A 19,510-nucleotide genomic window follows, 5' to 3' on the forward strand; every position below is an offset into this window, starting at 1 on the left:
ACATAAATGGCCAGGGGCTTTTTTATTACGAGCGAGTTAGAAGCTCCAGCGCGTGGTCAGCATGACGTTGCGTGGGTCACCGTAGTACGAGGAGTTATAGAAGCCGATGTTGGTGTAGTACTTCTTATCGAACAGGTTGTTGACGTTGAGGGTGGCGGACACATTGTCGGTCACTTGGTAGCGTGCCATTACGTCCACCAGCCAGTACGGGTCCTGCGAGAATTTTTCGGTGGTCCTTTTCGGGCTGTTGTTCAGGTACTGCCAACCCTCACCCTGCCAGCGCGCGCCACCGCCCAGGGTGAGTTTGTCCCAGGGGCCGGTAAGCTTGTAGGTGGTGTAGAAGTTGACCTGATCTTCCGGTTCCCATGTGGACACCTTCGTACCGCTCTGGTCGCGAATGATCTTATGGGTGTATCCGGCCTGCAATTGCCAGCCAGGTGCAAGTTCGCCGGAGATTTCCGCTTCATAGCCTTTGGTCTTGGCGGTGATGCCCTTGTAGGGGTTGTCGACCAGGGACTTATCGGCGGTGCTGTCGAATTCCGCGCGGTTTTCCTCATGCACTTCGAAGTAAGCCAGGCTGGCGTTCAGGCGGCCCTCGTAGAACTCTCCCTTGAGACCGATCTCGTAGTTGGTGCCTTCATCCGGCTCCAGCATTTTGTTGCTCGCGTCCCGATACGCCGTTTGCGGCAGATAGATCTCGGTGTAGCTGGCGTAGAGGGAGTAGTTGTCGTCCAGATCATAGGTCAGGCCGGCATAGGGAATGACTTTGCCGGTGTCCTTGGTATCGCTGGTACCCGTGACCTGATAGTTGGCGATACGCGTGCCGAGCAACAGGTGCAAGTCATCGGTCAGGCTGAAACGGCCGGTCATGTACACGCCGGATTGGCGAGTGGTTTCGTCGTTTTTGAAACCGACATCGCCCCAGTTCGGCTCAATGCTGTCGCCATTCCAGTTGTAGAAGTCAATGACGTTATTGGTGAATGTCGGACTGTAGTAGTCCTTGCCTACCCAATGGGACGACGAGATGGACGAGCCGATCACCAACTCGTGTTCGCGCCCGAGCATGCTGAATGGGCCGGTCAGGTACATATCACCGCTGTCGCTGATGGTTTCACCGGTGTACTTTTGGCCATAGACCGAAGACAGCCCGGTGGTCGGATTCGGTGAGGCCAGGGAGCCCAGTGGAGCGTTGTAGCCGTTGATCTGGTGGTTGTACTGCCCTTTGGCGACCCAGCCGTTGCTGAAGGTGTGCTCCAGCGTCGCGAACGCGGTGCGCGAGTATTGCTCCCACTTGCTCCATTTCGCGCCATTGTTGAAGGAGCGCGGCAAGGTGATCGGGTTGCCTGCCGAGTCATACACAGGACTGCTGCCGGACCAACTGGAGCCTTTGGGGTCGTTGTCCTGGTAATCGGCGCCTACCGTGAGCAGGGTGTCTTCATCCAGGTCGACTTCAAGAATGCCGTAGAACACGCTGGTTTTACGCTGATAGTGATCCATGAACGAGTGCTCGTCCTGGTACGCAGCCACGGCGCGACCTCGCACGTTACCGGTCTCGGTCAAGGGGCCGCTGACGTCGATTTCCGAGCGGTATTTGTCCCACGATCCCGCGCCCAGCTCCACATGCCCCTGGAACTGCGCGGTAGGTTTTTTGCGCACCAGGTTGATGGTGCCGCCGGGGCCGCCAGCGCCGGTGAGCAGGCCGGTTGCGCCTTTGAGCACTTCGACCCGGTCGTAGATGGCCATGTCGGTCAGGGTCTGCCCGGCCGAGTAGGGCGCGTTGCGGGTCATTGGAATGCCATCGTACTGGAAGTTCTGGATGGCAAAACCGCGCGAATAATAGTTGGTGCGTTCACTGTCGTAAGTCGAGACGGTGATGCCCGGTGTATGGCGCATCACGTTGTCGATGCCGGTCAGCCCGAAGTCATCCATGGCCTGGCGGGTAACCACCGAGATCGATTGCGGCGTTTGTCGGGGGGTGAGGACCATGCGCGTGGCGGTCGCAATGGTGCCTGGGGTGTAGGAACCGGTGCCTTCGGTGACCGTACCCAACTGGTTCGCGTTGACCTGGGTCGCACCCAGCTCCAGGGTACTGGAGCTGCTGTTGGCGCTGATGGTTATGGCGTTGCCCTGCAAGCTGTAGTTGATCCCCGAACCTTTGAGCAGCGCGGCGATGGCCTGTTCCGGTGCGAGCTTACCCTTGACCGTGGCGCTGCTTTTGTTCTGGACGTCCGTCGGGCTGTACAACACTTGCATATTGGTCTGGCGACCAAATTCCTGCAGCGCCGTCCCCAACGGTTGTGCAGGAATATTGATCTCAAGCGCCTGGGCTTGAACATAACCGGCAAGAGGCAGCGACACCGCAAGCGCGAGCGCGCTGGGCTTGAGGTTGACATGCAGGGCCCTTCGCATGGATAGCGCTTTACTCAAGGGGCTCAGACCGAGTCGTGCAGACATGGGGCGTTCTCTTCTATGTTTTAGGTGGGCAGTTTGATTTTATTGAGGTTAGTTCTCATTAACAGTAGTGAGACGTTCCTACCTGCAGAAACCGGAAAAAAAATTCACGCCAGCTCCCGTTCATGCACCACCTGGCCCGCGCGCAGTCGCACCAACTGGTCGGCGATGTCGAAATAGCGGTCGTCATGGCTGATCACGACGATGGTTTTACCCAGGCGTTTGAGGTCCGGCAGCAGCTCGGTATAGAAGATACGACGGAAGGCCGGGTCCTGGTCGGCGGCCCATTCGTCGAACACCAGCACTGGGCGTTCTTCCAGCCAGGCGTTGACCAGTGCCAGGCGCTTGCGTTGGCCGGTGGAGAGGTCGGTGGTACTGAACGCACCGTCTTTGATCGTGACCTTATGCGCGATTTCCAGGCGCTCCAGGTATTGGGCTGCGCCATCCAGCGAGGTTTTCCCACCGCCCTGAACGAGATCATCGAACAGGTAATAGTCCGCGAACACCGTTGTGAACAGTTGACGGTAATCGTCACGGCTCGTGGCGCTCACGGGTTGGCCATTGAGGTGGATTTCGCCGGATTGTGGGGTGTAAAGCCCCAGCAGCAATTTGATCAGCGTGGTCTTGCCGCAGCCGTTTTCGCCGACAATAAATACGATATCGCCTTGCTTGATGCTCAGGTCGATCGGGCCCAGATGGAACGGTTCGCTACCGTCCACCGGCGGCGGGCTGTAGCTCACCCCACGCAGTTCCAGGCTGTGCACCACCGGTTTTGGCGCCTCGCTGTCTTCGAGCAGCAGATGGGGCTCAGGGGATGAGAACCGCTCGGACAGTTCAGCGATACGCGAGAACGCGATCTGCGCACGGCTGACGATCGGCAGTGCGGTCACTACGTGTTCCAGCGGGCCTTTCATGTACAGCAAAACCAGGACGAAACCGGTGATCACGGCCGGGTCAGGGCTGGGGTAATAGGCTTGGAACGCCAGCGCCAGACCGATGACCACAAAGAACAGCATCGAGCCGAACGTTTTGGCGATGATGAAGATGTTCACTGAGCGGATCTGGATATCACCGATGCGATCGGCGGTCGCCTGGATGCGATGGGTATTCATCCGGTAGCGACGGGGGCGGTGGATGCGCAACTCCTTGGCGCCCGAAGCGATGGCGGTGTAATAACGCTGCAACTCGTCTTCCTGGTCACGGGCCGCTTCAAAACCCTGGATGCCCGCAGAACGCGCCGCGTACTGCACGGCGGTGCCGATCACAATCGCCACGATCATGATCAGGAACATGGGCACCGACAGGTACGCCAGGTAGCCCAGGCATCCGAGGGTCACCGTAGTAGCGATGGCCAGGGGCGTGAAAGAAAAGGAAAAATCGCTGATGGTATCGACGTCGTGAGTCAGCACCGGGATCAGCTTATGGGTGCGGTAGCGCTCGATTTGTTCGATAGGCGCCGACAGCACTTTCTCGCCCAACTCCTTGCGCAGCGCCGCAATAATGCGTTGGCCGACAAAGTTGGTGCCGATATCCGACACGATCGAACTGACCAACGCCAACACGCATAACGCAGCAAAAGTCAGGATCACCCCCTGGGTCATGCCTTGGGGCGAGTGCAGAGCGTTGTTGATCGTCGCCAGCAGCAACGTGATGGCCAGGCCGCCGGCCATGCCCAGGGCCACGGAGACCGTGACGATGGTGCGAAATGGCCTGAGCAATGCGAGCAGACCGTTGAAGGCGCCGCGCTTGGGGTCGGTCATAAGTACTTCCCGGAAAGTGAAAAGAGGGGGCTGGGCACACAGACCCTTACCCATGACAAACGAAGCATCGCCGTGACGATTTAGCCTGGTGCGCCTGGCGGTGAAGGCGGCGGATAAATTGCCTGGGAGCTGGTTCGTTCTTGTTGTGTAGGCGCACGCGTAGCCGCGCGGTGCGTGATCCCTTCAGCGAGAGCGAAACAATGACGAAGAAGAATCTGGTGTACGTGTGGTCCCTGAGAAACGCCGCCGCCGATAAGGCCGGGCAGCCGGTGGCCTACAAGGATCACCAGCGCTATATGAAGTCGGTGCTGGAGTTTCTGGTGGGGTCGCTCAACGACACGCCATTGGGCGAGGCTTATCACTTGGTAGGCGTGGTGTATGACGACGATGAGCAGAACCCTAGGGATCAGCAACTGGTGGCCGATTATGGCTTTGCCTACCAGCCGGGTCGCCAGTGGCTGTACCCGGCTGACCTGCGGGTGCAGGGCACGCTGGTCAACGATTTGCTGCTGAGCGTGCCGTCCACCTACCGCCGCCTGCCACGGGGCAGTGCCGAACACGTCGCCGGCAAGCAGGACTTCGAGCGCCGTTTGCATGACACGCTGGTGGAATTGAAGGCGGATATCGTGGTGCTCGACGGCCTGCTGGTGATCCTCGATGAACTGGTACGGCCGGGTGCGCCGTTTGCCCGTCGAATCATGAATATTCACCCCGGGATCACTCGCATCGACTCGCCCTACGAGCGCCGTGGCGCCTACGCCACCTGGAACGCGCTGTACGGCGCCCGTGGCCAAGCGGTGGTGGATTGGACGACCAAGGCAACCCAGCCATGCGAGCCGCTGTACCGCACCGGCGCCTCGTTCCACTACGTGGACAATGGCATCGACTCCGGCGAAGTGTTCCATGACGTGCTCAACACCGACATCGCAGCGGACGACACCATCCTCGAACTGCGCTGGAACAACTTCAACAACAGCCTGTTCCCGGCCTTGCATGAAGGGCTGGAGCGCCTGGCCAAACAAAGCCAACCCTGAAATTTGAGGCTTCTGTAGTGAGCGGGCTTGCCCCGCGCCGGGGCGCGAAGCGTCCCCCTTGCCGACACTGCGGTGGGCCAGGCAAAAACAGTCGACAGGTTTAGGGCCGCTTCGCAGCCCAGCGCAGGACAAGCCTGCTCATACATGGACGCCCCCAGTATGCCAAGCACTCAATTCGTGAAAACACAGACGGGATAAGGTTGCAGCCATACATCCGGACTTTAAGTGAGGCGGTGCCTCTGTCCCTGATGGAATTCGCTGATCGGGCTCTTATCACCACAACGCGCTCGAAGCGCTGTGAGCAGGGCAGAGTTACCCGATCCCGGTCCTACCTGTCTTGCCATCACGTCATGATCGCCTGAGCAACCTTGGAAGTACTCCTTCTAACGCATCACTTTTTCATTTCACCGGGCCGGCTACGCCACCGTTACGTCGGGGGTGTAGTCGGGTCGGAACTTGGTGCCATGGGCCAATAATGCCCAGGCTATCCGGGCCGTTTTATTAGCCTGTGCAACGACAGCAACGTTGGTGTGACGACGAGCCAATAACCCCTTCAGCCAATCCGCCGAAGGATCTGTCTTGCTCTCCACCACTCGAACCATCGAGCGTGCGCCATGAATCAGCAAGGTGCGTAAATAACCATCGCCCCGTTTACTGATCCCCAACAACGTGGGCTTGCCTCCGCTGGAGTGTTGTCGCGGCACTAACCCCAACCATGCCGCCATTTGCCGACCGTTACTGAAGTTTTTCGCGTCACCCACTGACGCCACTAGCGCGGTTGCAGTGAGCGGGCCAACGCCTGGGATTTCTGCCAGGCGGCAGCTGCCTTCATTGCTGCGATGCCATTGTTGAATCTCTCGTTCCAACTCGACGACCTGTCGATCCAGCTCTTTGAAATGCTCCATCAAGCGCTGCATCAGTTGGCGTAACGATCCAGGAAGAGCGTTTTCATGATCTTCCAAAATATCCGGCAAACGCTCGACGATATGTCGAATGCCCTGAGGCAAGACCACGCCAAATTCTCCAAGGAGCCCACGAATCGAATTAGCTTGTGCCGTTCTGGCCTTTACAAACCCTTGCCGTGCGCAATGCACCGCCAAAATAGCTTGCTGCTCTACCGTCTTGATCGGCACAAAGCGCATGTTGGGCCGAGTAACGGCTTCACAGATCGCTTCTGCGTCAGCTACATCGTTTTTGTTCGACTTCACGTAGGGCTTCACAAATTGCGGAGCCATTAACTTGACCGTATGACCAAGTGCCTGCAGTTTTCTTGCCCAATAGTGGGCTCCGCCACATGCCTCCATGCCCACTAGGCAGGGCTCCAGGTTGGCAAAAAAAGGGACAACCTGCTCACGTTTAAGCTGCTTCCTTAGCGCTGTTTTTCCTTGTTGATCGATCGCGTGAAGTTGAAACACGTTTTTTGCCAAGTCAACCGAAACAGTCGTAAGCTGCATGAGGACGCTCCCTTCCGCTAAGTGTGGGTAACACTTTAACTTTGGCACATAGATGCCGTTAGGAAGGGGGCGTCCATTCCATTACCACAACGGCTGGGGGGGCATGCGCCGTCGTGGCTAAGCTTGCGAGTGTGTGGTTGTGGTGAGCGGGCTTGCCCCGCGCTGGGGCGCCAAGCGTCCCCCCTCCAGACACTGCGGTGGGTCAGGAAAAAACAGTCGCCCGGTTTTAGGGCCGCTTCGCAGCCCAGCGCAAGTCAAGCCTGCCCACCACAACGGGTCGGGGGCATGCACCGTTGTGGCTATGCTTGCGAGTGTAGTTGTGGTGAGCGGGCTTGCCCCGCGCCGGGGCGCGAAGCGGCCCCAAACCCAGGCACCTCGGTTTACCAGATAAATCACATTACCTGGAGCGGGGCCGCTTCGCGCCCCAGCGCGGGACAAGCCCGCTCACCACCGCAAGCCCGCTCACCACTACATAATCAGAGGTCGCGCACGACCCTGAACCCAATCCAATCCCCGCGTGTCTGCGGGTAGATATTGTTGCGGTTGCCCGAGCGTGAGAACACCGGTGCTTCGCCCCAGTCATTGCCACGGATCTGGTAAGACTCGCAGTTCGGTTCAACCCAGGCGCTGCCGTCGGTAGGTGCGCCGATGTAGTTGGGGTGTTCGCAATCGGCCACGCGTTCGTAGACATTGCCGTGCATGTCGTACAGGCCAAACGCATTCGGTGGGTAGCTGCCCACTGGCGAGGAATAGCTGTAGCCGTCCGCCGGGCCGTAGGTATTGGCGTGTTCGGCGATGCTGTAGTCCTTGCCCGCATCGAACGGGAAGGGGAATGGCCCGGTGGAGCCGGCGCGGGCGGCGTACTCGCGCTGGGCCTCGCTGACCATGTGGTACTGCTGACCGGTCTTCTTCGACAGCCAGGCCACGTAGTTTTTTATATCGTCCATGTCCATGCACACCGCCGGCTGGCGTGGGCCCTGGGGATAGCGCGGCTTGCTGGCGATACATTCGCGGCCGGGGCGAGTGTCGCCGTCGGCGATCTTTACGCCGGTCTGGCGCACGTAGCTGTCCCATTCGCCGGCAGTGATCTGGAAGCGGCTCATGGCGAACGGCTTGGCAAAGGTCACTTCGTGCATCGGCCCTTCGTCCGGCTCGCGGCCGACTTCATCTTCCGGCGTGCCCATGGTGAAGGTGCCGGCGGGCAGCACCACCATTTCCGGGCAGTCCTTACAGTCCTTGAACACTTTGCCGGCGGCTGGCGCGGCGGCGTGGGCCAGGCTCGGCAGGCTGGCACCGCACACGGCGGTCAGGGCCAGGGCGGTCAAGGGTTTGAATCGGGATGCGCGCATAGGGGGCCTCGGGTTCAAAAGGTGAAAATAGGCATCACGCCCGTGCGCTGAGCAGGGTCATGAAGCGTTGGATCTCTTCGCTGGAGTTGAGCAGGCCAGGGGCCGTGCGGATCACTGGGCCGACGTCGCGGTCCACCGCATCGATCACCACGCGCTGGCGCACCATGTGCGCCGCCACGGCCTCGCAGTTCTGGCCCTTGACCCGGAAAAACGTGAAGCCGGCCGACAGCTCGCTACTCTGAGGCGTAACCAGTTCGATGCGCGGATGGGCCTGCAACTGTTCCTTGAGTTCACGGTTGAGCGCGTGGATGCGCGCCTGCACCGGCGCCTTGCCCAGTTGCAAGTGCAGCTTGAATGCCTCGTCCGCCGCCCAGCGATGTTCGAACGCATGGAAGCCACCCGGGGTCATGATGGTGGCGAAATCCTTGTCTTCGGAAAACGTCGGCACCATGGGCGTGACGTATTTGTTCTCGGGGTCCCGGGCGCAGACCAGACCGGTGCCGCGCGGGCCGAACATCCACTTATGGGTGCCGGCGATGAAAAAGTCGCAGTGCATGTCCGGGAAATCGAGGTTCTCTACGCCCAGGCCGTGCACGCCATCCACCACATACAGAATACGATCACGTTCGTCGCGCTGGCGGTTGTGGTCGGCCACCAGCGTGCCGATTTCGCCAATGGGCAGCTTCACACCGCTGCCGGACTGCACCCAGGTCATGCCCAGCACCCGGGTGTTGGGGCGGATGGCGCGCTGGATATTGCCCAGCACTTCATCGACCGATACCCGGCTGGGGTTTTCGAACAGGCTGATCCGCCGCACTTGGGTGCCTTGTTGTCGCGCCCGAAAATCCAGCACGTTCTGGGTCGCGTAATGCTCGTGAACGGTGGTGAGAATCTCCTGGTCGGCGCGCACCTGGAGGCCGCCGTAAATCATGGCCAAGCCTTCGGAGGTGCTACCGGTGAGGGCGATCTGCGGCGGCGTGGCCTTGAGGTAACGCCCGGCCCATTCGCGCACCTGGCCTTCGCGCTTCCAGGTTTCCTGCAAGTCCCAGTCCATGGCCAGGCCGGGGTTGCGATCGATCTGCACGCGGTAGCGTTCGATGGCCTCGCGCACGGGCCTGGGGTGCGACGCCACCAGGAAGTTGGAAAAGTGCAGGTAGTCCGGGTCTTGGTTGAACAATTGCTTGAAACCCGTCCATGGGTTGTCCGTTGGGGCGGCGGCTGCGACCTGGGGTAGAAGGGCGGCGCCCAGAGGCAGGCTGGCGGCCAACACCCCAGCGTGCTTAAGAAATGTACGACGGTCGGTCATGGACTTACTTCATGGTTGATTAGCGTTGCGCCACAGGCTTGGCGGCGTGTTGAACCTGCTCCCACACGCGCAGGAAATTGCCGCCCCACAGCTTGGCGATATCCGCCTCGGAGTAGCCGCGCTGGATCAGTTCGGCGGTGACGTTGCGGATCTCGCCAACGTTGTTCCAGCCGTCGATACCGCCGCCGTCGTTGAAGTCCGACGACAGGCCCACATGGTCGATGCCGATCTTACGCACGGTGTAATCGATGGCATCCCCCAGGTCCTTGAGACTGGCCTTGGGTTCTTCGTCGAGGATGGCGTACAGCGCGCTGGCGTACTCGCCGAACTTCTGCTCCGGCCAGGCGGCGATGATCGCGTCGCCCGGCATCAGCGCCATGGCCAGGTTGGGCAGCGGCGGCAGGTCGAAGCGCGCGCGGAGTTGGTTGAGCTTGTCCTGGGTCGGTTGGCTGAGCGGGCGCAGGTAGGCCGAGAAGCCGACGATTTGCACCACGCCGCCACTCTGCTTGATCAGTTGCAGCTCCTTGTCGCTGAGGTTGCGCGGAATATCCACCGCCGCCCGCGGTGCCGAGTGCGACGCCACCATCGGCGTACGGCTCAGCTGCGCCACTTGCTCCAAGGCCTTGGTCGACATCTGCGACACATCGATGATCACCCCCAGGTCATTGAGGCGCTGCACGGCTTGCTTGCCGATGTCCGAAAGCCCATCCAGCGCATCCACCGAATCATTGAAAAACGGCAGCGGGCGCGACGAGTCGGACCAGGCGTTATTGCCCACGTAGCTGAAACCGAACATGCGCATGCCGCGCGCGGCCCACAGGTCAAGCTGGTTCAGGTCGTTGCCCAAGGGGTAGGCGTTGAGCATGCTGATGAAAATCGCAAACTTGCCTTCCCCGTGCAGGCGCCGAAAGTCATCCGGGGTGTAGGCGATGGCGACCTGGTTGGGGAAGTCGCGCACCATGCCGCTGATGATCTTGTAGCGCACCTCCTGCTCGTGGCGAGCCGCTTCGATGAAGCCTTCGGTCGGCTTGTGCGGCGCATTGGGGCCGTTCCAGATTTCCGGCCAGCCGAAGATCGTCAGCGCCGCGCCGGACAAGCGTCCGCGCGCGGCCTTGACCAGGTCGAACTGGCCTTCACCGTCCTTGTCCGCCTCGTTGCCGGCGGTGCCGAAATCGATGGGCACGGTGATATGGCTGTCGAACGACAGCACGCGGTCCTGCAGCTCATTGGCCTGCTTGATCACCGCCAGCGGGTAACCGGCATTGCCTTTGAACCAGTGATCCCAGACCAGCCAGCCAGCCCCGGCACCGATGGCCAGCGCCAGCGGCAAGCCGATAAACAGCGCCTTGTTCGAACGTGGTTTTGTCATTGCCATCTCAGTCAGTTGAGGCCATCGCTATCAGGGAAGAACGAGCCATGGGCGGCGAAATTTAGGCAGCGCTGGCGCGCGGTAAATTTCCTCGGGCTGCGTACGTTCTAGCTCTGATAAAGGCGTTTCCTAAGGTAGACAATGACCCTCTCTCGACGTGGCTTCATCGCCGGCCTGGCGCTCACAGGTGCCGCGGTGCCGGCGGCTTTCTATGCCCATCGCGAGTTGACGCGCGAAGAAGCGTTGCCCATCACTCCCGGCGAAGCCACGGTGGACCTGGCCGACAGCGCCGGGCAGCACCTGGCCAACACCTTGCGTGGGGTGTGGAGCCTGCGCCTGGAAGGTCGCGATGCCGGCCTCAAGGGCCTGCCGCTGGAGGGCTTGCAATTGCTGCTGGACATCGCCCCCCGTGGCCGCGGCCTGCGCGGCTACCTGGACACCGCCGCCAATCTGCGTGCCGAGGGCGAGCCGCGCTACCGCGTGCTCGGCGATCTGGTAACGGGCGAGGGCGCTTTGCTCTACTGGCGCCTGATCGACCGCAACGCCACCGACGGCGTGCCGGCCTACGAATTCAAAATGACCCTCGACGAAGTCTGGGCCGATTTCGCCAACGCCGGCAGCAGCACCCTCAGCGGGCAGATCCTCGACCTCGATCGCCCCCTGGCCATGACCGAGCGCGATAACCGTTTTATCGCCCACAAGCACAGTTTCCCCGAAGCCCGCCAACGCATTGGCCTGGACCCGGCCCTGCTGGCCTGGCTGATCGCCCCCGAACATCGCCTGTTCCATCAGCTGTGGCACGCCACCCGCGATCAGTGGCACAAGCTCCCCGACGACAAGCGCGATGCCTTGCGCGGTATCGGTTGGCAGCCTGGTCCGCGTGGCCAGGAGCGCGACGCGCGCGGTGACCGCAAGGACCGCAACGGCTCGGGTATCGACTTCTTTTTTATGCACCGACATATGCTCGGCAAGGCCCGCTCTATGCAGGACTTGCCTTCCTGGCCGCAATTCCCCGCGCCGCAACCGCCCCTGGAACGCGATCGGCTGGGCTTTCTGCGGTATTTCGATAACCATGACGGCTTCGCGCTTCCGCCCACCTGGTCGGCCCCGGACGACAGCGATTACACCCAATGGGTCAGCGATATCAAGGCCGCCGAGACCTACCACAGCAACTTCCAAGTGTGGGAATCCCAGTACCGCGACCCGCGCTACCTGGCCAAACTGACCCTGGGGCAACTGGGTTCCGAAATGGAATTGGGCCTGCACGACTGGCTGCACATGCGCTGGGCCTCGGTGCCGCGCGACCCTTCCAACGGCGCCCCGGTGCCATTTGCCCGCGACCCGGCGGACTTCGCGCCACGCTGGTATACGGCCGAGAACGACTTCCTCGGCGACCCGTTTTCCTCCCACGTCAACCCGGTGTTCTGGCACTTCCACGGCTGGATCGACGACCGCGTCGAAGACTGGTTCCGCGCCCACGAACGCTTTCACCCCGGCGAGGTCAGCCGCCTGGAGGTCAACGGCGTGCCTTGGTTCGCCCAGGGGCGCTGGGTCGAAGTGGGCGACCCGTGGCTCGGTCCGGACACCCATGGGTGCAGCACCACCCCAGGGCTGCAGATGGGCAAGTCGATGGAAATGGACCCGGAGACCATGAAACTCGCGCTGCGGATCACCTTTGGTGCCGATGAGCAGGCATTGCAGGGCTTGTTCAAACGCGTGCCGCAACGGCCCTGGTATGCGCGGCATTTGAAGGTCAGGACGCGGGAGCAGTAAGGGGATAACAGGGCAACATTGGTCACCCATTCTTCGCCGTAATTGGCTATTTCTCCCGCACGGGCCGGTGGCTAACCTAGCCACCACTTCCCACCGTTCTGGAGTTCCCCATGCAAAGCCGTATCGATTTCTACAACGCTTCCCCGGACGCCATGAAAGCCATGCTCGCCCTGGAAGCCGCCGTGGGTAAATTGTCCATCGAACTGCCGCTGCTCGAACTGATCCGCCTGCGCGTGTCGCAGATCAACGGCTGCGCATTCTGCCTCGATATGCACACCGCCGACGCCCGCAAGGGCGGTGAGACCGAACGGCGGCTGTACACGCTGTCGGCGTGGCGCGAGACGCCGTTTTTCACCCCGCGCGAACGTGCCGCGCTGGCCTGGGCCGAAAGCCTGACCCTGATCAGCCAGACCCACGCGCCGGACGCTGACTACACGGCATTGGCTGCCGAATTCAGCGCCCAGGAACAGGTCGATCTGAGCCTGGCCATCGCCACCATCAACAGCTGGAACCGCCTCGCCGTGGGCTTTCGCAAGATGCCCAAGTAACGCTTTAGAAGTTCACGGTGGCACTCAGGCGCGCCGTCAGCGGTGCGCCCTGGAACAGGTAGTCGTCGCCCAGATATTCGCCGGCGTCGCGCCAATAGCGCTTGTCGAACAGGTTGTCGACGCTCAGGCGCAACACGGTTTCGTAACCGTCGACGTGGGTGGTGTAGCGGCTGCCGACGTTGACCACCGCGTAATTGCCCACCTCCACATTACCGCTGCGGTTGGCGTACTTCTTGGCGCTGTATTGCACGCCACCCAGCAGCGCCAGGCCATTGACCCACGGCAGCGCATAGTCGGCGTAGAGGCTGGCGCGCAGCTTGGGCACGTTGATCGCCTGGTGCCCTTCATAGGCTGCTGTACCGCTGCCGCTCACCCGTGCACGAATCGCCGCCACGCTGGTGGCGATCTGCAAACGCTCGGTGGCCCAGCCATTGGCCGACACTTCCAACCCGGTGTTTTTCTGCTCGCCCTGTTGCACATAGGTAAAGCTGCCGGCGCCGTCGGGCCTGGCGTACTGGTAGGTCTGGCGGGTCTGGAACAGCGCCGCCGCGAAGCTGATACGGCGCCAATCGTATTTGATCCCGGCTTCGATCTGCCGCGAGGTGGTCGGTGCCAGGGTCTCACTGGCATTGGTCGCGAACCACGGCGCGGTGCCTCCCAGAGACAAGCCTTTGCTGTAGCTGGTGTAGAGCGACACGCTGTCCACCGGCTTATAGATCAACGCCGCCTGGGGCAGGAACACATACTGCTGCGTGTGGCGGGACGGGCTGCCGTTGCTGTCGAATGCCTGTTCATCGAGACGCACTTCACGCCCACCGAGCACCGTTTGCCACTGCTCGTTAAAACGGATGCGGTCGGTGACGAACAGGCCGTACTGGCGGCTGTCGAGGCTGCGGTGGCTGTCGTTGAGGGGCACGTCGGTGGGCGCGAAGGTCGTGGCGTCCTGGTGGATATTGCCGCTGCCGATCCGTTCGTTGACCGCTGTGCGCTGGTCGATCACACGGCGGAACGCGCTGGTGCCGAAGGTCAATTCGTGGCCCAGGCCTGCGGTGTCGAACAGGCCGGTCATGGCGGCCTGCACTTCGTCGTCGCGGCGGGTGTCGTCGGGGCTGCGGTAGTCGTAGATGTCGTAGTCCCCTTCGGGGCTGAAGGTGTTGGCATTGCAGCTGCCGATGTAATAACAACCCCAGGCGAACGAGCTGTAGTCATCGATCACCACTTTGCTGCGCGCGGCGCTGAGCTGGCCGGTCCATTGATCGTTGAAGCGGTATTCGAACTTGCCGTTAAGGTTCAGCGAGTCGATGTCCACCGGTTTGGCGCCGCTCTGGTGCCCCAGCAGTTTTTTCGGTGAGGCGCCGTGGGGCACTTCGCTGCCGCCCAGCAGTTGGTAGCCCGGCACCGAGCGCTGTTGTTTGTTCTGGTATTCGGCGTCCAGTTGCAGCACGGCGTCGGGGCTGATGTTCCAGTCAAAAGCCAGGGACACAAAATCGCGCTGGCCATTGGCGTGTTCCACGTAGGAATGCAGGTCTTCGTGGGCGACGTTGGCGCGCAGGCCGAATTGCTGCTCGCTGCCGAACCAGCCGCCGACGTCGGTGGCCAGGTAACCGCTGCCGCGATCATCGGTGGAGACTGTCACCGAGCGCACGTCTTCCGGGCGCTTGGTCACATAGTTGATCACGCCGCTGGGCTCGGCAATGCCGCTCTGCACGCCCGACAGGCCTTTGAGCACTTCCACTTGCTGCTTGTTTTCCAGGGCGACGTTCTGCTCGCCGGTGATGGTGCGCCCGTTGATCTTGTAGCTGCTGGCCGCGTTCAGCGAAAAACCGCGCACTACGAAGTTTTCGTAGTAGCCGATGGGCGCATAGCTCTCGCCCACCGACGCATCGTTGCGCAGCACTTCGCTGAGCAGGCGCGCCTGCTGGTCCTTGAGCAGCGTGGCGTTGAACACGCTGACCGACGCCGGAGTGTCCAGCAGCGGCGTTTCATTGAAGCCGCCGACCGAGGCCGTCTCGGCGCGATAGCCGGACGTGTCCTGGCCCTGGACCTGCACCGCCGGCAGTTCGAGCTCGGCCGCCAGGCTATGGCCGATGCCGCCGCTGAGCAACAGGCCGAGGGCGACACGTGAAGAGACGACAGGGCGGAAACGCAAAACCATGGGCAGAGCCTTAGAGCGCGGGGCAGGGGGCGCATAAGCTAGGCATTACGGCTCGGTTTTACAAGTGAGACGTCCCGTCTCAGCTCACTCGCCGCAGCCTTATGGCCTCGACAGCCGCCTGGTGTAGCTGCGATAGAAGGCTTCTCTCATTCGTGCAGGAGATCGTCATGGGTATCGCTGGAAAAGTTGCGCTGGTCACCGGCGCCGGGCAGGGCATCGGCCGGGCCATTGCCTTGCGCTTGGCTCAGGAGGGCGCCGATATCGCCCTGGTGGACATCAATGGCGCCAAACTCGCCGCCGTGGCCAGCGAAATCACGGCCATCGGGCGCAAGGCATCGGTGTTTATCGCCGATGTGTCCAAGCGCGAACAGGTGGTGGCGGCGGTGGAGCATGCGCACCAGACCCTGGGCGGCTTCGACATCATCGTCAACAACGCCGGGGTGGCGCAGATCGATGCACTGCTGGAGGTGACCCCGGAACAGGTCGAACGCACCTTGGGTATCAACGTGCAGGGCGTGTTGTGGGGCATCCAGGCCGCCGGCAAGAAATTCAAGGCGCTGGGGTGCAAGGGCAAGATCATCAACGCCTGCTCCATCGCCGGCCATGAAGGGTTTGCGCTGCTGGGCGTGTACTCGGCCACCAAGTTCGCCGTGCGTGCGCTGACCCAGGCGGCGGCCAAGGAACTGGCCAGCGCGGGGATCACCGTCAATGCCTACTGCCCGGGCGTCGTGGGCACCGATATGTGGGTCGAGATCGACAAGCGCATGGCCGAGATCACCGGGGCCGAGGTGGGCGCGACCTACAAGCAATACGTGGACGGCATCGCCCTGGGCCGTGCCGAAACCCCGGAGGATGTGGCGGGGCTGGTGGCGTTCCTGGCGGGGCCGGATGCGGACTACATGACGGGGCAGTCGCCCTTGATCGACGGTGGGCTGGTCTACCGCTGATCTCGCAGAGCGTGCGTTGGTGGTGGTTCAATTAGTATTTTTTTCGCTGACCCACCGCCATCGGGGGCAAGCCCCCTCCCACATTGACCTGCGACAGCGAGATCCCACTGTGGGAGGGGGCTTGCCCCCGATAGCTTTCGCTCAGGCAACATGTGTGTCACTGACACGCCGCTATGAGCGTCCTCACTGTGTCAGGGAAGCCTTGCCGGGCATATCGATTCCCAGTTGGTTGACTCGGCGGTACAGGGTCGCTCGGGAAATGCCCAGCGCCTGGGCGGTCGGCGATGGTTTCCAGCGATGCCGGATCAGTGCATCCAGTACCACTTGCCGCTCCGGGCTGGCGCTTTGTTCTGCCGGCGCCGCGACCTGTTCGCCGCGCACTTCCACTGGCAGGTCCGCCAATTGCAGAGTATCGCCGTCGCACACCGCGCAGGCGTAGGCCAATACATGACGCAGCTGGCGCACATTGCCCGGCCAGCCATAGCTCAACAGCACCTCAAGCGCCGCCTGGCTGATGCCCAGCGAGACCGCGCCGCCATGGGATTCCTGGGCCAGCAGACGGTGGATCAGGGCCAGTTTATCGGTGCGATCGCGCAACGGCGGCAGGCTCACACGGGCACAGCCGAGACGAAAGTACAGGTCTTCGCGAAAACGCCCCTCGCTCACCAGTGCCGCCAGGTCGCGGTGACTGGCGCAGATCACCTGGATATCCACCGTACGGGTTTTGGCCGCCCCCAGTGGCGCCACTTCCCCCTCGGCCATCACCCGCAGCAAGCGGGTCTGCAAGGCCAGCGGCATATCGCCGATCTCATCGAGAAACAACGTGCCGCCGTCGGCCTGCACCAAAAGGCCTGGCATGCCCTTGCTGGAGGCGCCGGTAAACGCCCCGGCCACATAGCCGAACAGCTCGCTTTCAATCAGATTTTCCGGAATCGCCGCGCAGTTCACCGCCACGAACGGGCCTTGGCGTCGCGCGCTGCGCTCATGCAGCTGGCGGGCGAAGACTTCCTTGCCGGCGCCGGTCTCGCCTTGCACCAGCACCGGCAGGTTGCGGTCCTTGACCCGCACGGCCAGGCGCAGATGCTCCTCCACCCGTGGGTCGAGCTGGGTGCTGGGGGCCGTGCGTGGGCGAGGGCGCTGGGGGGTGTTGACCCGCACATGCAGCGCGCCGGGTTCGCCTAGCCAGTTCAACTGCTGGGTGCGTTGGTCGGTCACTGCCCGCAAGGCATCCAGGTCGAACACCTCGCCGATATGCGCCGGCACCTGGCCGAAGCGCCGCCGCAACGCTTGGCGTGCCTTGCTGTTGAGCGCCAGCAGGCGCCCGTCCTGGTCCCAGGCCAGCAACAGGTCGGGCTGGCTGTCCACATAGCCGGGGGTGCTGTGGGCTTGCAGCACCCAGTGCTGACGGGCGCTGTGCATGAAGAATGCATTCTCGATGGCCTGGGCGCTCTGGGCCACCATCTGGCGCACCAGGTGCTGGCTGCGGCGGTCGTCCGGCGACTGGAGCGCCGAAGCATCCATCACCCCCAGCAGGTTGCCCTGGGGGTCGAAGATCGGCGCGGCGGAGCAGGTCAGGTCGATAAAGGCCGCGCGGAAGTGGTCGCGTTTGTGCACGGTCACCGCTGCCTTGCTGGTCAATACCGTGGCTACGCCGCACGTGCCTTCTTCGGCTTCCGACCAGCAGGTGCCCAGGTACAGGCCGGCTTTGCGGCAATCGTTGCGAATGCGGCTGTCGACGCGGTGGTCGAGGGTCTGGCCTTGGGCGTCGGTGAGCATCACGCAGTAGTCGGCATGGCGCACTCGGTGGTGCAGTTGCCCGACCTCTTCACTGGCGATGCGCATAAACAGCTCGGCGCGCTCGCGACATTCCTTGAGCAAGGGTTCGCTGAGGATGCGTGGCCCTTGCAGTGAGCCGGGGTCGAGGTGGTGTTGTTCCATGGAGCGGCGCCAGGAATCGAAAATCAGCGACGGCACCGGAGCCTGGGGCAGGCGATCGGCATTGCGGACCACGCGACTGACGCAGTCGACGTGTTCTCTGGAGTTCGCGGCGAGCATAAGGCCTCCGGTTCTCACGCGTTGTTGTTATGCCTGCCATTAAGCGCCTGCGCGCGCGGGCGGACAAGGCCGACCTGACCGACTGCCGGCGCTGAGACGCAGCGTCTCATTTGCCCTGAGACAGCGGCGGCGGGCTGCGCGGCAGCGTCTCATTCTGGGTGGACAGGCTACGCACGTTCAAGGTCACGGCACTGCTCTGGATCAAGGCTTTGCCAGGTTTTTGCCGGTTCTGGCACAGGCTGTGCTGAGTGGCCTGTAGCTGGCCGACGCCAGCCTTTCGTGTGTCGAGACAACCTGGAGAACAACAAGATGTCCACCCACCTGTCCACCGATCAATTGCTGCATGCCTACACCGTGATGCGCACCATCCGTGATTTCGAAGAGCGCCTGCATGTGGAATTCGCCACCGGCGAGATCCCCGGCTTCGTGCATTTGTATGCCGGCCAGGAAGCCAGTGCGGCCGGGGTCATGGCCCACCTCAACGATGACGACTGCATTGCTTCCAACCACCGTGGCCACGGCCATTGCATCGCCAAGGGCGTGGATGTGTTCGGCATGATGGCCGAGATCTACGGCAAAAAAACCGGCGTGTGCGGCGGCAAGGGCGGCTCCATGCACATCGCCGATCAGGAGAAAGGCATGCTCGGCGCCAATGGCATCGTCGGCGCCGGCGCACCGTTGGCCGCGGGTGCGGCGCTGGCCTCCAAGCTCAAGGGCAGCCAGGGCGTGGCCGTGGCGTTTTTTGGTGATGGCGGTTCCAACGAGGGCGCGGTGTTCGAAGCGATGAACCTGGCCTCGATCATGAAACTACCCTGCCTGTTCGTCGCTGAAAACAACGGCTACGCCGAAGCCACCGGTTCCGGCTGGTCGGTAGCGTGCAAAGACATCGCCGAGCGCGCCGTGGGGTTCGGCATGCCAGGGGTGATCGTCGATGGCAATGATTTCTTCGCCGTTCATGCCGCACTGGGCGTTGCCGTCGAGCGCGCGCGCCGGGGCGAGGGGCCGACCCTGGTGGAGGTCAAGTTGAGCCGTTTCTACGGCCACTTCGAAGGCGATGCCCAGACCTATCGCGGCCCGGATGAAGTGAAAAACCTGCGCGAGACCCAGGATTGCCTGGCGCTGTTCCGCCAGCGTTGCCAGGCCGAAGGCTGGCTGGACGCGGCGCAGTTCGAGCGCATCGATGGCGAAGTCGCGCAGTTGATCGAAGACGCCGTGCGCCTGGCCAAGTCCGATCCCAAGCCCCAGGCGGCCGATCTGCTCAGCGATGTCTACGTCGCCTACCGCTAATAACAACAAGACCCGGAGAGAA

13 protein-coding genes are annotated in these 19,510 nt (G+C 62.2%); 5 read left to right on the forward strand and 8 right to left on the reverse strand.

The annotated features are described in order from the left end of the window. Positions 1 to 36: 36 nt before the first annotated feature. Positions 37 to 2,409 (reverse strand): TonB-dependent siderophore receptor, encoded by a 2,373-nt coding sequence (locus tag HRH33_RS11795; RefSeq protein ID WP_279287813.1) that lies wholly within the window; start codon positions 2,407 to 2,409, stop codon positions 37 to 39. Between the two features lie 149 nt (positions 2,410 to 2,558). Further along, positions 2,559 to 4,211 carry a cyclic peptide export ABC transporter gene (locus HRH33_RS11800; RefSeq protein ID WP_167418671.1) on the reverse strand — a complete coding sequence of 551 codons (1,653 nt, stop codon included), beginning with the start codon at positions 4,209 to 4,211 and terminating at the stop codon, positions 2,559 to 2,561. A 200-nt stretch (positions 4,212 to 4,411) separates the two neighbouring features. Between HRH33_RS11800 and HRH33_RS11805 the strand changes: the two genes are divergently transcribed. Continuing rightward, complete coding sequence (locus tag HRH33_RS11805) at positions 4,412 to 5,245, forward strand: formyl transferase (protein ID WP_123480854.1); 834 nt, start codon at positions 4,412 to 4,414, stop codon at positions 5,243 to 5,245. Between the two features lie 416 nt (positions 5,246 to 5,661). Here HRH33_RS11805 and HRH33_RS11810 read toward each other — a convergent pair whose 3' ends face one another. From HRH33_RS11810 to pvdM, 4 genes are all read right to left on the reverse strand, one after another. Next, on the reverse strand, positions 5,662 to 6,699 hold the full coding sequence (locus HRH33_RS11810) for an IS110 family RNA-guided transposase (RefSeq protein WP_031891578.1): 1,038 nt from the start codon (positions 6,697 to 6,699) through the stop codon (positions 5,662 to 5,664). A gap of 476 nt (positions 6,700 to 7,175) precedes the next feature. Next, positions 7,176 to 8,048, reverse strand: a complete 873-nt coding sequence (gene pvdO / locus HRH33_RS11815) for a dihydropyoverdine dehydrogenase (protein WP_034137864.1) — start codon at positions 8,046 to 8,048, stop codon at positions 7,176 to 7,178. A gap of 34 nt (positions 8,049 to 8,082) precedes the next feature. Continuing rightward, a complete protein-coding gene (gene pvdN, locus HRH33_RS11820; protein ID WP_167417491.1) occupies positions 8,083 to 9,354 on the reverse strand; it encodes a pyoverdine-tailoring periplasmic protein PvdN in 1,272 nt (423 codons plus the stop codon). A gap of 19 nt (positions 9,355 to 9,373) precedes the next feature. Further along, positions 9,374 to 10,723 carry a pyoverdine-tailoring dipeptidase-like protein PvdM gene (pvdM, locus tag HRH33_RS11825; RefSeq protein ID WP_034137866.1) on the reverse strand — a complete coding sequence of 450 codons (1,350 nt, stop codon included), beginning with the start codon at positions 10,721 to 10,723 and terminating at the stop codon, positions 9,374 to 9,376. Between the two features lie 141 nt (positions 10,724 to 10,864). On the opposite strand from pvdM, the gene pvdP reads away from it, so the two are divergent. Together pvdP and HRH33_RS11835 are read left to right on the forward strand one after the other, a co-directional pair. Further along, the gene (gene pvdP / locus HRH33_RS11830) at positions 10,865 to 12,496 is read left to right on the forward strand and encodes a pyoverdine maturation tyrosinase PvdP (RefSeq protein ID WP_167417492.1); all 1,632 of its coding nucleotides are present in this window, start codon (positions 10,865 to 10,867) and stop codon (positions 12,494 to 12,496) included. 110 nt (positions 12,497 to 12,606) lie between these two features. Then, entirely contained in the window at positions 12,607 to 13,044 is a 438-nt protein-coding gene (locus HRH33_RS11835; RefSeq protein ID WP_034096981.1) for a carboxymuconolactone decarboxylase family protein, read from the forward strand. 4 nt (positions 13,045 to 13,048) lie between these two features. On the opposite strand, the gene HRH33_RS11840 is transcribed toward HRH33_RS11835, so the two are convergent. Further along, complete coding sequence (locus HRH33_RS11840) at positions 13,049 to 15,199, reverse strand: TonB-dependent siderophore receptor (RefSeq protein ID WP_167417493.1); 2,151 nt, start codon at positions 15,197 to 15,199, stop codon at positions 13,049 to 13,051. A 167-nt stretch (positions 15,200 to 15,366) separates the two neighbouring features. On the opposite strand from HRH33_RS11840, the gene HRH33_RS11845 reads away from it, so the two are divergent. After that, positions 15,367 to 16,146 (forward strand): acetoin reductase, encoded by a 780-nt coding sequence (locus tag HRH33_RS11845; RefSeq protein ID WP_040268021.1) that lies wholly within the window; start codon positions 15,367 to 15,369, stop codon positions 16,144 to 16,146. A gap of 183 nt (positions 16,147 to 16,329) precedes the next feature. On the opposite strand, the gene HRH33_RS11850 is transcribed toward HRH33_RS11845, so the two are convergent. After that, entirely contained in the window at positions 16,330 to 18,201 is a 1,872-nt protein-coding gene (locus HRH33_RS11850) for a sigma-54-dependent Fis family transcriptional regulator (RefSeq protein WP_123479488.1), read from the reverse strand. Positions 18,202 to 18,510: 309 nt separating this feature from the next. Here HRH33_RS11850 and HRH33_RS11855 point away from each other — a divergent pair, with 309 nt between their 5' ends. Continuing rightward, positions 18,511 to 19,488 (forward strand): thiamine pyrophosphate-dependent dehydrogenase E1 component subunit alpha, encoded by a 978-nt coding sequence (locus tag HRH33_RS11855; RefSeq protein WP_034113112.1) that lies wholly within the window; start codon positions 18,511 to 18,513, stop codon positions 19,486 to 19,488. The last annotated feature ends 22 nt before the right edge of the window (positions 19,489 to 19,510 follow it).

Origin of the sequence: Pseudomonas rhodesiae (assembly GCF_013285305.1) — a bacterium.
GTDB lineage: Bacteria > Pseudomonadota > Gammaproteobacteria > Pseudomonadales > Pseudomonadaceae > Aquipseudomonas > Aquipseudomonas rhodesiae.